Here is a 12,735-nt window from a genome sequence, read left to right on the forward strand (position 1 = left end):
AATTTTAGACCAGCTGGGCAGGCATTATTCTTCGATGGCGATCAGGCCTTTTTCAATCAGTTCATCGAGCAAAAAGCTAAAGTCGGTACCGGCTGAGCTATCGGGCGCGTAACTGAATACATCGAGGTTGTCGCCAACGGCGGCCATGATGTCGTCATTTTCATGAATGATGGTGTTGAGCAATTCGCGGGGAAAGTGCTTTTGCAGTTGAGCGTGGACTTTTTCGTGCGTTTCATGGCCGGCTTTGAAGCGATTGACCAAGTAGCGCCGCTCGCGGCGACGATCAAATTTTTCCAGCCCAAATAAAGTGCGCTCCAACATGCACGCGCCATTGAGCGCCAGATATTCTGCAGCGACGGGTATCAGCACCAAGTCCGCAGCCAGCAAGGCTGAAAACGACAATACCCCTAACATTGGGCTGCAATCGATGATGATAGGCGTGCCACTACCGGCCAGCATTTCGGCTTCTAGTGCGAGCTTTAAGCGCCAGAGGTGATCGCGATGGCGTACCAATTGCGAATCGACCCGCGCTAATTCCAGATGCGAGGGAATAAAGTGAATGCCTGGGCCCGAGGTTTGAATCAGATCGGTGAGTGGCGCTGTACCTTGATAAAAGCGATACATCGTTTGGCTGGCTTTGGGGGTGAGCCCCCAGGTGGCGGTCAGGTGAGCTTGGGGATCAAGGTCAATCACCAGTGGCGCAATGCCATTTTGTACCAGCGTGGCGGCCAGGTTGGCAGTGACCGTGGTTTTACCCACACCGCCTTTTTGGTTAAACACTGCAATTACCGTCATCTGAACACCGTCTTTATTTCCTACTGCGGACAACGATTATGCCATGACGTGCTGGCGATGGTATGAGTACAATGCCCCACCGTTTTATTGTGAGTACAGTCCATGACCAATATCAGCCTCCGCCTAGCCCAAGAGCTGCAATGCAAACCCGCGCAAGTCAACGCTGCCATTGCTTTGCTCGATGAAGGTGCGACCGTACCGTTTATTGCCCGCTATCGTAAAGAGGTGACAGGCGGTCTGGATGATGGGCAATTGCGGCTGCTTAACGAACGCCTGCGCTACCTGCGAGAATTAGACGATCGACGTGCTGCGATTATTGCGGCGATTGACGAGCAAGGTCAGCTGACCGCTGCGCTGCGTGCTCAATTGGCTGGGGCCGATAATAAACAGGCGCTGGAAGACCTGTACTTGCCGTATAAACAAAAACGCCGTACCAAGGCGCAAATTGCACGTGAGGCGGGCTTAGCCGTGCTGGCTGAGTCATTGTTAAAAAATCCTCAACAAGACCCAGAAAAACTCGCCGCGAATTTTGTCTGCGAAGGTTTTGCCGATACCAAGGCCGTGTTGGAAGGCGTGAAAGCCATCTTGCTCGAAAGCTGGGGCGAAGATGCGGCGCTGATTGGTCAGCTACGCAGCCATTTGCAAAGTAATGGTTTAGTCACCAGTAAAGTGGTGAAAGGGCAGGAAAACGCTGGGGCCAAATTTAGCGATTATTTTGATTTCAGCGAAAAATGGGCGGCGATGCCATCACATCGCGTGCTGGCTGTGTTGCGCGGCGCGAATGAAAAATTCTTAAGCATTGGCATTCAATTGCCCGAAGAAATCGAAAACGGTGCTCGCAGTAAAATCTGGAGCACGGCCGAAGAGAAGATAGCGCGGCACGTCGGAATTAGCGCCAATCACTCGGAAGGCTGGCTCGGCGATGCCGTCCGCGCTGCATGGCGAAGCAAATTGGGCGTGTCGCTGGAAAATGAATTACTGAGCAGCGCACGCGAGCGCGCTGAGCTCGATGCGATCAAAGTGTTCTCGCGCAACCTTAAAGATCTGCTATTGGCCGCTCCGGCTGGCCCACGTTGCACCTTGGGGCTTGATCCGGGCTTGCGTACGGGTGTGAAAGTGGCGGTGGTCGACGCGACGGGTAAATTGCTGGCCACTGATACGATCTACCCGCACGAACCGCGACGCGATTGGGATAAGTCGCTGCATACGCTCAAAATGCTGTGCGATCAGCATGGCGTTGAGTTAATCGCGATTGGCAATGGCACGGCCAGCCGTGAAACCGAACAGCTCGCGACCGAGCTGATTACGATGATTGAGAATAAAAAACCAACGAAAGTCGTCGTGTCTGAGGCGGGGGCTTCGGTGTATTCGGCGTCGGAATTGGCGGCCAAAGAGTTTCCCGAGCTGGATGTGTCGATTCGCGGCGCCGTGTCGATTGCACGTCGGCTACAAGACCCGCTGGCCGAGTTGGTCAAAATCGACCCTAAATCGATCGGTGTCGGCCAATACCAGCACGATGTAAATCAGAATGAGCTGGCGCGTATGCTTGATGCAGTGGTGGAAGATTGCGTCAATGCCGTCGGCGTGGATGTCAATACCGCCTCAGCCGCATTGCTATCAAGGGTATCGGGCCTAAGCCCAGTATTAGCAATCAATGTAGTTGCATACCGTGATGAGTATGGCGCGTTCAAAAACCGCAAAGCTTTGCTGAAAGTGCCGCGCTTGGGCGGTAAAACTTTCGAGCTGGCAGCGGGTTTTTTGCGGATTATGAATGGCGATAATCCACTCGACGCCTCAGCGGTACACCCTGAAGCATATCCGGTGGTAGAAAAGCTACTGCAAACATTAGGCAAAGATTTGCGCAGCACAATGGGTGATCGCGCGGCATTGCAAGCGGTGCAACCTGAAGTACTAGTCGATGCGCAATTTGGTTTGCCGACGGTAAAAGATATTTTGGCGGAATTGGAAAAGCCCGGTCGCGACCCGCGCCCTGAGTTTAAAACAGCGACTTTTGCCGCGGGCATCGAAAAAATCAACGATCTGCAAATCGGGATGGTATTAGAAGGCGTGGTGAGTAATGTCACTAATTTTGGCGCCTTTGTTGATGTTGGCGTGCATCAGGATGGCTTGGTGCATATTTCGATGTTGGCCAATACCTTCGTCAAAGACCCACATTCAGTGGTGAAAGCTGGGCAAGTGGTGAAGGTCAAAGTGCTTGAAGTCGATGTGCCGCGCAAGCGCATTGCGCTGACGATGCGTTTGAATGATGAAACACCCGTCAAAGCGGCCGCGCCTAAGCCGCAAGTAGCGCGGCATGCTACGCAACAAAAGCCGAGCGAGCCCAGTGCTATGGCAAATGCTTTTGCCGGCTTGAAGCTAAAGAAATAAAAAGAAATAAAGAAACCAAGGGGTATTGCCATGAAGTTCAATATTTAAATTGATTTGATGGCAATACACCCTTGATGTATGAGGTCGGGGTTAGACGCTTAACCCCAAGTGCTGGGGGTGATCCGAAATTACGCCGTCGATTCCCCACGTAATCAGCTGTTGATGTTCGGCGTGGTTGCTAGCGCCATAGATCCAAATTTTGAATCCCAGTTGGGTGCATTGCTCGATCAATTCGGGATGGCAAATTTCATAATCCAAAACCAGATGATTCAATTGCCTTGCATCTTGGCGCAGGCGCTCTAGAAACGCCAATGAATGGGGCGTGTGCGCCAAAAGTAATGCGCAATCGTAGGCTGATTGTTGCGACGCAGCGAGTGCGAGTGGATGATGGAATGAACTAATCAGCGCATTAGCTAACTGCGGTAAAGCCTGCAATACGCGCATTGCTTCGGCGAGACAATCACGCGATTTGAGTTCGATATTCCAATACGCATCTGGAAAGGCGAGAAGTGCTTCGGCCAGCGTCGGCACTTCATAACCTTGAATTTGGCTAAGCGCCTCCCGGCTCAGTTGTTGTACTGCAACACCATTTTTGGCAACACGATCATGAAAAAGGATCGCCGTATGATTCAGATCGATACGGACATCGGTTTCAAAACCATGAAAACCAATTGTTTTAGCCGCAGCAAAAGCGGCAATCGTATTTTCTGGATGCTGATGGTGGAGCCCACGGTGCGCAATCAGGTGCATAGTTTTCGGGTACACTTCGGTTGATGGTTGCTATATCAAATACACACTCATTTTAGAGACAAAACATGCGCTCTCGGTACCCATTTTTACGCACTGCAATAATCTCACTGCTGGCATTTTCACTGGGGCTCACTCACGCTGAAGAAGTGAAGCCTCGGCCGCGCGTTGGTTTGGTCCTCGGTGGTGGTGGCGCTCGCGGTTTTGCGCATATTGGCGTGCTGAAGGTGCTCGAAGAAAACAATATTCCTGTCGATTGCGTCGTGGGGACAAGTATTGGTTCACTTGTTGGTGCGGCATATGCTTCAGGCCGCACCACTGCCGATATGGCTGCGCGGATTAAAGCGGCCAATTGGGATGATTTGCTATCGTCTTCATTGCCCCGGCAGGTTAATTCAATTCGTCGTAAAAGTGACGATCAATTAGCCTTGATGAAACTGGAATTAGGCCTGAGTGATAATTTTGCGATCAAATTTCCTGATGCCGCGATTAGCACGCAGAAAATCGAATTTTTCTTACGTGACTTGACGTATGCCGGTACGGTGAAAGATTTTGATCAGTTGGCATTACCTTATCGTGCGGTATCGACCGATCTGGTAAATGGCGAAATGGTCGTGTTCAAGGATGGTGATTTGGTCACCGCGATGCGTTCAAGTATGGCCGTGCCTGGACTTTTTCCCGCAGTCATTCAAGGTGATCATATTCTCGTTGATGGCGGCTTGGTGCGAAATGTACCGGTTGATGTGGCCCGAGAAACTTGTGCGGATGTTGTCATCGCTATCGATGTGGGATCGCCTCCGCTCAAAAAAGATCAGATCAGTAATATTTTTGCCGTAGCTGATCAATATACCCGGCTGATGATGATTCAAAACGTCAAGCCGCAATTGGAGAGTCTAACAGAAAAAGACGTTTTAATTACGCCTAAACTAGGTGATCTCTCGTCGGCTGATTTCAAAAAATCGGAAGAATTTATCCAATTGGGGCAAGAAGCGGCTTTGGCCATCCTGCCCAAACTACAACGATATGCCGTGACACCTGAACAATTTGCACAATGGAGCAAATCGAGAACCGAAAAACATTTAGTCAATTTGCCGATTGCCACTGAAGCGATTGTGGGCGTTAAGCGGGTCAATCCAGAAGTCATTGAAAGTGTCCTAGATGTTTCAACGGGCAAACCGCTTGATTTACCGCAATTTCATCAAAAACTCGAAAAAGTATATGCAGGGGGCGATTTTAGCCAACTTGATTATGAATTGATTCGCAATGATCACTCATCTGATTTAATCGTGCGACCCATTGAGAAATCATGGGGGCCTAATTATCTAAATTTAGGTCTCAGTTTTGGTACAGATTTTGAAGGCTCTACGCCTTGGAATATTAGTGCTCTGTATCGCCGTACCTGGATAAATAGCTTAGGTGCGGAATGGAAAACTAATTTGACGATTGGTTCTTCACAAGAATTTAAAACAGAATTTTATCAACCACTACGATTAGATGGTTTGCTCTTTATTGCGCCTTATCTTTCTTATAATGAAGAGCCGCTTTCGCTTTGGTTTGACAAGACGCAGTATGCAACATTCAAATATGCGACATCTTCCTTGGGAGTCGATCTTGGTTCTACAGTAAGCAAATTTGGTGAATTGCGAGTTGGTGTTAGCGCTAATAAATATAAAATGACTCAAGATGTTGGGCCTCCGGTGCTCAGTACAGGCAATGCGACTGATTATGGTGTTAATGCGGCTTTGCTGTTTGATCAGCTAGATAATTATTTCTTTCCGAAAGAAGGGCAATATCTCAAATTAGATGCCTATGCCTCGATTGCAAATGACAAGCAGATTAACGAGTATGGGCGTATATCGGGTGAGTTTAAAGCTGCAGTGCCAACAAGTTCGGGGACGTCGCTGTTTACCGTGCGTGGCCAAGTTTATACCGGCGATATTCCATTTTATGCAGATGTTAAATGGCTCGGTGGGTTTTTGAATTTATCTAGTTTTAAATATCAGGAATTACTGACGGATAAATATTTGTATGCGTCCGCACAATATTATCAGACCATGGCGTGGCTCTCGAGTGGTTATTGGGGTGTTGCACTTGAAGCAGGGAAGGTATTTGATAAGTTAAATACGGCTCAATATCAAGATATTAATTTGTCTGCGACTGCTTATATTGCCTACGATAGTTATCTCGGTCCTATTTATCTGGGGGCATCGTACGGTAATAATGAAACGTGGAGTGCGTATTTTATGTTGGGGAAACAGTTTTAATTAATTCTATTAATTGATAGATTGTATTGAGTTATTGTTGATGAAGCTATTTGGTAAACTGTTTGGCGTAGAGTCCAAACAAGAAAAATTAGGAAATGATGCCGTGGTTGATCTCTTGCTGGATGAAGTAAAAAATGTTTTGGCTGCTTTGATTGATCCCGATACTGGAAAAGATTATTTGACTAGTAAAAACGTCAAAAACCTCGTCAATTCAGACGGTGCAATTAGCCTTGATTTGATTTTAGGTTATCCGGCCCAAAGCCAGTTTGCTGCGCGTGAGGCGCAGATTGTTGCCGCATTGTCGCAAATATCTGGTGTGAAATCAGTGGCGGTGAAGGTGAGTAGCGTCATTACTGCGCACGCAGTGGCGCGAGGCATTCCTTTGCAAAAAGGAGTCAAAAATATTATTGCTGTCGCTTCAGGCAAAGGTGGCGTGGGTAAATCTACGACTTCGGTTAATTTGGCGCTGGCTTTGGCTGCGGAAGGCGCAAAAGTGGGTTTGCTCGATGCTGATATTTACGGCCCAAGCCAGCCCACGATGATGGGCGTGGCCGATCTTCATCCAGAATCCATCGACAATAAATACATCAAACCGATTGAAAAGTACGGTGTGATGAATATGTCGATTGGTTTTTTGATCGACCCAGAGCAACCGATGGTGTGGCGCGGCCCGATGGTCACGCAGGCTTTGACCCAATTACTCAATGACACTTTATGGGGTGAATTGGATTACTTGGTGATCGATCTGCCACCTGGCACGGGTGATATTCAACTGACCTTGTCGCAAAAAGTGCCTGTGACGGGGGCGGTTATTGTAACAACGCCACAGGATATTGCGCTGCTCGATGCACGCAAAGGTCTGAAAATGTTTGAGAAGGTCGGCGTGCCCATTTTGGGGATTGTTGAAAATATGAGCATGCATGTGTGCAGTAATTGCGGCCATATCGAGCCGATCTTTGGTGAGGGCGGCGGTGCCAAGATGAGTGCCGACTATGGTACTGAATTAATTGGTAAATTACCCTTGGACTTGTCCATTCGTTTGAATACGGATGCTGGCAAACCCAGTGTGGTGGCCGAGCCTGATGGCGAAATTGCGGCGATTTATAAAGCCATCGCGCGTAAGGTTGCCGTTAAAGTGGCTGCCAAATCACAGGATTTTTCCAGCAAATTTCCAAAAATTGTGATCCAAAATACTTGATTTCATTGTGTGTAATATTCAAGAAAAGCACTGTATGCTCCAAGTCTGGTATGCTTGGAGCGAGCGCCTTGCTGTGAAATGGCAAGGAAGAATAAGACATACTCAATCATGAGTTTAGTAGAGACATAGATTACGATGACCGAGTTTCAATTAGGTTCGTTGATCGCTGCCGGCGTTTTTGTTGGTGCAGTAAGCGTTTATAACTGGTGGCAGGAATACCGTTATAAAAAGCAGGCCAATAAGGCCTTTGCCCGTAATCAGGACGATGTACTGATTAATGCGCCAAAAAACATGGTTCGCAAAGGCGATGCGCAGCGTTTGGAACCGGTATTTGATGCCCCTAAAGTGGATGTGACCGCGGGCCCGGCAACGCTGGAAGACGCAGTAAGTGCATCAACGCCTGAATATGATGTGCCCGAGTTTGCGCCACCCGCAGCGCCAGCGGTGCGCTATGACGAAGACATGCCAGATGATATTCCTGATCTGCCGCCTTCATACCGCATGGCGTATGCATCTAAACCGCAAGAATCACCTCAATCTACAGCCTATACCCCAACAGCAGTGCGTGAGGTAGAAGAAGCTCCGCGCTTTGTTGCTAGTGAGCCAAAAATGTCAGCGGCCACTGTGGATGCTGCGATCAGTAAGCCCGTATTTGAAGCTGAAGATGATAATTTACTCGTTTCTAGCCTGATCGATCCTGCGCTCGATTTTATTGCGGAAGTTCATGCGGGGCAGGCCATTGCTGCCGCTGAAGTGCCACCATTTCCGGCGACTAAGCGTATTCAAGTGATTGGCTTGAATCAGCTTGATCAGTGGGAGGCGGTCAATTCGACCAGTCGCAATCGTTATCTTGAGTTGCGAGTTGGGATGCAAATGGCCGATCGTCAAGGGCCGATTACTCAAGAATCGCTCAACGCCTTTTGCATGGCTGTGCAGCAGTTTGCCGATGATCATGAGGCCTTGGTGACTTTCCCGCAGCGCTCTAGCAAATTAAGTGCTGCGCGTGAGCTGGATGATTTCTGTGCATCGGTGGATGTATTGATCGGTTTGAATATCCCCGCTGGTGTTCGCCCGATCCCGATGGAAAAAGTGCGCCTGCATGCGGAAAACGCCGGCATGGTGCGCGCCAACGATGGTACTTTCCAATACCGTAGTGATTCAGGCAAAACACTGTTTGTGCTGGCCAATCAGGATCAAACGCCTTTGATGGCGACATCGAAAGGGCTGACCTTATTGTTTGATGTGCCGCGCGTGGCAGGTGGCATTGCCGTGTTTGATTATTTGACCGAATTTGCCCAAAGTCTGTCGCAAGCCTTGGCGCTTGATTTGGTCGATGACAATGGCAAAGCGCTTAATGCGCAAAGCTTGGCCAATATCCGTCGGCAACTGGCTGATTTGTATGCCAGCATGGATGATCGTGGTATCGCGCCTGGCTCCGTGGCGGCATTGCGTTTGTTTGCCTAATCAAGCTCGCAGGCCGTTGATAGCGCCGCTTCTTTGAAGCGGCGTTTGTATTTGAAACTTTGAAAAGTGTATTTGAACATTTCGCCGTGCAGTGCGGCGCAGGATAATCTCGATGGCCGATATTCAAACTCAAGCCGCACAATTGCGTGAGCTCTTAAATCGCTACGCGCATGAATACTATGTCCTCGATGCGCCCAGCGTGCCCGATGCTGAGTACGATCGCTTGTTTCGCGAATTGCAAGCTTTGGAGCTGGCGCATCCTGAGTTGCAAACAGCCGATTCGCCCACTTTGCGCGTGGGTGGTCAGCCATTGCCGCAATTTGATGCTGTGGTGCATGCAGTGCCGATGCTCTCGATCCGCACCGAAACCGATGTGAGTGAGCAGGGCGCACTCTCCTTTGATGCGTCGGTGCGCAAAGAGCTGGATTTGCTTGCGATCGAGCCGCCCGTTGAGTATGCCGCTGAGTTGAAATTTGATGGCTTGGCAATCAATCTGCGCTACGAAAATGGCGTGCTGGTGCAGGCCGCAACGCGCGGAGATGGCGCGACCGGTGAAGATGTGACGCAAAATATTCGCACGATTGGTCAGATTCCTTTGCGTTTGAAGGGCGCTCCGCCGCCATTGCTCGAAGTGCGCGGTGAAGTGTATATGCGCCGGGATGATTTTCAGCGCCTCAATGAAAAGCAACTTGCTGCAGGCGAGAAAACTTTTGTGAATCCGCGCAATACGGCAGCAGGCGCAGTGCGTCAGCTTGACCCTGCAATCGCTGCGCAGCGCCCTTTATCTTTTTTTGGGTATGGGCTTGGGGACGTATCTGCATGGGATGCTGCGCCTGATACCCATGCGGGTATCTTGGATAGCTTGGCTGAATTTGGTTTTCCAATTTGCGACGTGCGTGCCGTGGTGACTGGTGGCGATGGCTTGGCGCAATTTCATGCCAAAGTTGGTGCATTGCGTGATGAATTGCCATTTGATATTGACGGTGTCGTTTACAAGGTTAATTCGCTCGCTTTGCAGGCTGAGTTGGGTTTTCGCACCCGCGAGCCGCGCTGGGCTGTGGCGCATAAATATCCCGCGCAAGAGGCCTTAACCACGGTTGAAGCCATTGATATTCAAGTGGGGCGCACCGGTTCACTCACGCCGGTCGCGCGACTTGCGCCAGTTTTTGTCGGTGGTGTTACGGTCACGAACGCGACACTGCACAACCAAGATGAAATCGACCGCAAAGACGTGCGCGTGGGCGATACGGTGGTTGTGCGTCGCGCGGGCGATGTGATTCCCGAAGTGGTTTCGGTGGTGCTAGAGCGCCGCCCGATGGTGTCTGTGCCTGGGGCTGATTTGTTTACGCCCAATGAGACGCCGCAATTTGGGCCGTATCGCATACTCGAGTTGCACCCCGTTTGCCCAGTCTGCGGCAGCAAAACAGTGCGCGAGCCCGATGAGGCGCGCGTGCGTTGTACGGGCGGGCTGTTTTGCTCGGCGCAGCGCAAAGAGGCGCTAAAACACTTTGCCGGTCGCCGCATGATGGATATTGATGGCTTGGGTGAGCGCTATATCGATCAGTTGGTTGAGCTCGATTTCGTGCATAACCCCGCTGATTTGTATCGTTTGACCTTGCACGATTTTCTGGAAATGAAGCGTCAAGCCGATGAGCGCGATGGGACAGTGCCAGAAACGGTGAAAGCTGGGCAGGTCACGACCAAATGGGCCGAAAACTTGTTAGCGGCGATTGAGGCAAGCCGCAAGCCGCCATTGGCGCGCTTGGTGTTCTCGCTCGGGATTCGTCATGTTGGCGAGTCGACATCAAAAACCTTGGCGGACTATTTGGGTAGTCTCGAAAAAATCCAAACGGCACCCGCCGCGATTCTGCGTTTGTTGCCTGATATTGGCGCGACGGTTGCAATTGCAATTGCGGATTTTTTTGCCGAAGAACATAACCGCACGGTGATCGCACAATTGCTCGCCAGTGGTGTGGTGCCGCAAGGTGAGCGTGCACCGCATCCAGCGTTGCGCGAGCGGTTGACGTTGGCGGCGATATTGGCCGCGCTGGATATTCCTAAATTGACGCTGACCCGTTGCACACAGATTGTCAGCGGGATTAATCAATTAGCCGCGTTGTATGAATTTAGCCTAGGCCGCCTGCTAGACGCAGGCTTGCCTTTGGAGTTGGCGCAATCGCTGCACGCTTGGCTGCTAGCAAATCCAAGCACTTTGGCGCAGCTTGATCGCTTGCGTGAGGCATGGCTGAGTGAAATCCCAGCCGAAAGCGCCGCTGCGCAGGGGGTGTTGACGGGGAAAACGCTGGTGCTAACGGGGACGCTGCCAACCTTGGGGCGAGATGAGGCCAAAGCTTTGATTGAAGCCGCTGGCGGCAAGGTGTCGGGCAGTGTGTCGAAGAAGACCGATTATGTCGTGGCGGGCGAAGCGGCGGGTAGTAAATTGGATAAAGCTACTGAGCTGGGTATTGCTGTTTTGGATGAAGCAGCTTTGCTGGCATTGCTGGGGAGTTAAGTTTTTAGGTGGGTATATGGTTGTGGTTCAATAAATTAGTGGTCGGTGCTTTTATACCTGCAAGGAGTATTTGTTGGGTGTCAACCTCAGCGCTGATAGCGCCGCACTATTTGTGAAAATCGCCACTTGTTTAATAAATTAAACACAAAATTTAATATTTCTGCCATTGACTTGCGTGTTCATTTCATTGAACATGCAAGTTATGCGAAAGTCTGAAGCACTCCGTTTATTTGGCAGTCAAACCCGCTTAGCCGATGCGCTAGGCTTGGGGCGCTCTGCTGTGTCCCAGTGGCCTGATGAGTTGAGTTTGAAACAAACTGATCAGGTGATGGGCGCGGCCATGCGCTTGGGTCTGTTGACTGAATCCTCATCTCTCCAAGGAAATACCATGCAAAAAATCCGTAAAGCCGTGTTCCCCGTCGCAGGGATGGGCACTCGATTCCTGCCCGCCACCAAAGCCAGCCCAAAAGAAATGATGTCGATTGTCGACAAACCGCTGATTCAATACGCGGTTGAAGAGGCTTTGGCGGCAGGTATTACCGAGATGATTTTTATTACCGGTCGCCACAAGCGCAGCATCGAAGACCACTTCGACAAAGCGGGCGAGCTGGAAGCGGATCTGGAAGCGAAACAAAAAACCAAGTTGCTCGAAGTATTGCGCGGCATTATTCCTAAATCGGTAACCTGCATTTACATTCGTCAGCCTGAGGCATTGGGTTTGGGTCATGCGGTATTGTGCGCGAAGCCTGTCGTGGGTGACGAGCCTTTCGCCGTTATTTTGGCCGATGACTTGATCGATGGCCATGGCGTGTCAGAAATGAAACGCATGGTGGATGTGTTTGGCGATACACATTGCTCGGTGCTCGGCGTGGAAGAAGTCGCTCATGAAGATACCGGCAGCTACGGTATTGTCGAAGTAAGCGAAAATGCGGGCCGTTTGCGCGTTGGCAATATTGTTGAGAAACCAAAGCCAGAAGAGGCGCCATCCAATCTGGCCGTGGTCGGCCGTTACATCTTAACGCCACGCGTGTTCCATCACTTGCAGCACGTGCAGCCAGGTAAAGGCGGCGAGATTCAATTGACCGACGGTATCTTTGCCTTGATGCAAGAGCAGCATATTTTGGCGCACAAGCTCGAAGGCACGCGCTACGACTGCGGTAGCAAAATCGGCTTTTTGAAAGCAACCGTTGAATTGGGTTTGAAGCATCATGAAGTGGGTGCTGAATTTACTGCTTATATGAAAGACTTCTGCAAAACGTTTTAAGACTATTATTTAGACGTGAAAGGGCCTGAAATTGATGCCGTGTATTGAACAAATACAAGCGGATAAATGTTTCGGGCCTTTTTAGTTTATGAGCCTGTAAAGT

General features: G+C 50.2%; 8 protein-coding genes and 1 pseudogene. 7 read left to right on the forward strand and 2 right to left on the reverse strand.

Annotated features, from left to right (window positions below; translation table 11 throughout):
* Window positions 1-24: 24 nt before the first annotated feature.
* The gene (locus tag HQ393_RS03035) at window positions 25-795 is read right to left on the reverse strand and encodes a ParA family protein (protein ID WP_179357392.1); all 771 of its coding nucleotides are present in this window, start codon (window positions 793-795) and stop codon (window positions 25-27) included.
* Window positions 796-897: 102 nt separating this feature from the next.
* On the opposite strand from HQ393_RS03035, the gene HQ393_RS03040 reads away from it, so the two are divergent.
* Window positions 898-3,183: a Tex family protein gene (locus tag HQ393_RS03040; RefSeq protein WP_179357393.1), complete on the forward strand. Its 2,286-nt coding sequence runs from the start codon at window positions 898-900 to the stop codon at window positions 3,181-3,183.
* A gap of 90 nt (window positions 3,184-3,273) precedes the next feature.
* Here HQ393_RS03040 and HQ393_RS03045 read toward each other — a convergent pair whose 3' ends face one another.
* Window positions 3,274-3,933, reverse strand: coding sequence for a glycerophosphodiester phosphodiesterase (locus tag HQ393_RS03045; RefSeq protein WP_179357394.1), 660 nt, complete (start codon window positions 3,931-3,933; stop codon window positions 3,274-3,276).
* A gap of 149 nt (window positions 3,934-4,082) precedes the next feature.
* Between HQ393_RS03045 and HQ393_RS18085 the strand changes: the two are divergent.
* The 6 genes and pseudogenes from HQ393_RS18085 to galU form a co-directional block, all read left to right on the forward strand.
* Window positions 4,083-4,619 (forward strand): annotated as a pseudogene (locus HQ393_RS18085) (patatin-like phospholipase family protein); the annotation flags it as partial.
* Window positions 4,620-4,790: 171 nt separating this feature from the next.
* Window positions 4,791-6,194 (forward strand): BamA/TamA family outer membrane protein, encoded by a 1,404-nt coding sequence (locus HQ393_RS18090; protein WP_438833120.1) that lies wholly within the window; start codon window positions 4,791-4,793, stop codon window positions 6,192-6,194.
* A gap of 40 nt (window positions 6,195-6,234) precedes the next feature.
* Window positions 6,235-7,392, forward strand: coding sequence for an iron-sulfur cluster carrier protein ApbC (gene apbC, locus HQ393_RS03055; RefSeq protein WP_179357396.1), 1,158 nt, complete (start codon window positions 6,235-6,237; stop codon window positions 7,390-7,392).
* A gap of 135 nt (window positions 7,393-7,527) precedes the next feature.
* Complete coding sequence (locus HQ393_RS03060; protein ID WP_179357397.1) at window positions 7,528-8,856, forward strand: cell division protein ZipA C-terminal FtsZ-binding domain-containing protein; 1,329 nt, start codon at window positions 7,528-7,530, stop codon at window positions 8,854-8,856.
* A gap of 112 nt (window positions 8,857-8,968) precedes the next feature.
* The gene (ligA, locus tag HQ393_RS03065; RefSeq protein WP_179357398.1) at window positions 8,969-11,368 is read left to right on the forward strand and encodes an NAD-dependent DNA ligase LigA; all 2,400 of its coding nucleotides are present in this window, start codon (window positions 8,969-8,971) and stop codon (window positions 11,366-11,368) included.
* Between the two features lie 388 nt (window positions 11,369-11,756).
* Complete coding sequence (gene galU / locus HQ393_RS03070) at window positions 11,757-12,632, forward strand: UTP--glucose-1-phosphate uridylyltransferase GalU (RefSeq protein ID WP_179358375.1); 876 nt, start codon at window positions 11,757-11,759, stop codon at window positions 12,630-12,632.
* Window positions 12,633-12,735: the final 103 nt, after the last annotated feature.

The organism is Chitinibacter bivalviorum (genome assembly GCF_013403565.1).
Lineage (GTDB): Bacteria > Pseudomonadota > Gammaproteobacteria > Burkholderiales > Chitinibacteraceae > Chitinibacter > Chitinibacter bivalviorum.

Excerpts from the sequence above, each read along its gene's own strand:
- ligA (WP_179357398.1), top strand. The coding sequence starts at position 8,969 with ATGGCCGATATTCAAACTCAAGCCGCACAATTGCGTGAGCTCTTAAAT.
- HQ393_RS03060 (WP_179357397.1), top strand. The coding sequence starts at position 7,528 with ATGACCGAGTTTCAATTAGGTTCGTTGATCGCTGCCGGCGTTTTTGTT.
- galU (WP_179358375.1), top strand. The coding sequence starts at position 11,757 with ATGCAAAAAATCCGTAAAGCCGTGTTCCCCGTCGCAGGGATGGGCACT.
- HQ393_RS03040 (WP_179357393.1), top strand. The coding sequence starts at position 898 with ATGACCAATATCAGCCTCCGCCTAGCCCAAGAGCTGCAATGCAAACCC.
- HQ393_RS03045 (WP_179357394.1), bottom strand. The coding sequence starts at position 3,933 with ATGCACCTGATTGCGCACCGTGGGCTCCACCATCAGCATCCAGAAAAT.
- apbC (WP_179357396.1), top strand. The coding sequence starts at position 6,235 with ATGAAGCTATTTGGTAAACTGTTTGGCGTAGAGTCCAAACAAGAAAAA.
- HQ393_RS18090 (WP_438833120.1), top strand. The coding sequence starts at position 4,791 with ATGATTCAAAACGTCAAGCCGCAATTGGAGAGTCTAACAGAAAAAGAC.
- HQ393_RS03035 (WP_179357392.1), bottom strand. The coding sequence starts at position 795 with ATGACGGTAATTGCAGTGTTTAACCAAAAAGGCGGTGTGGGTAAAACC.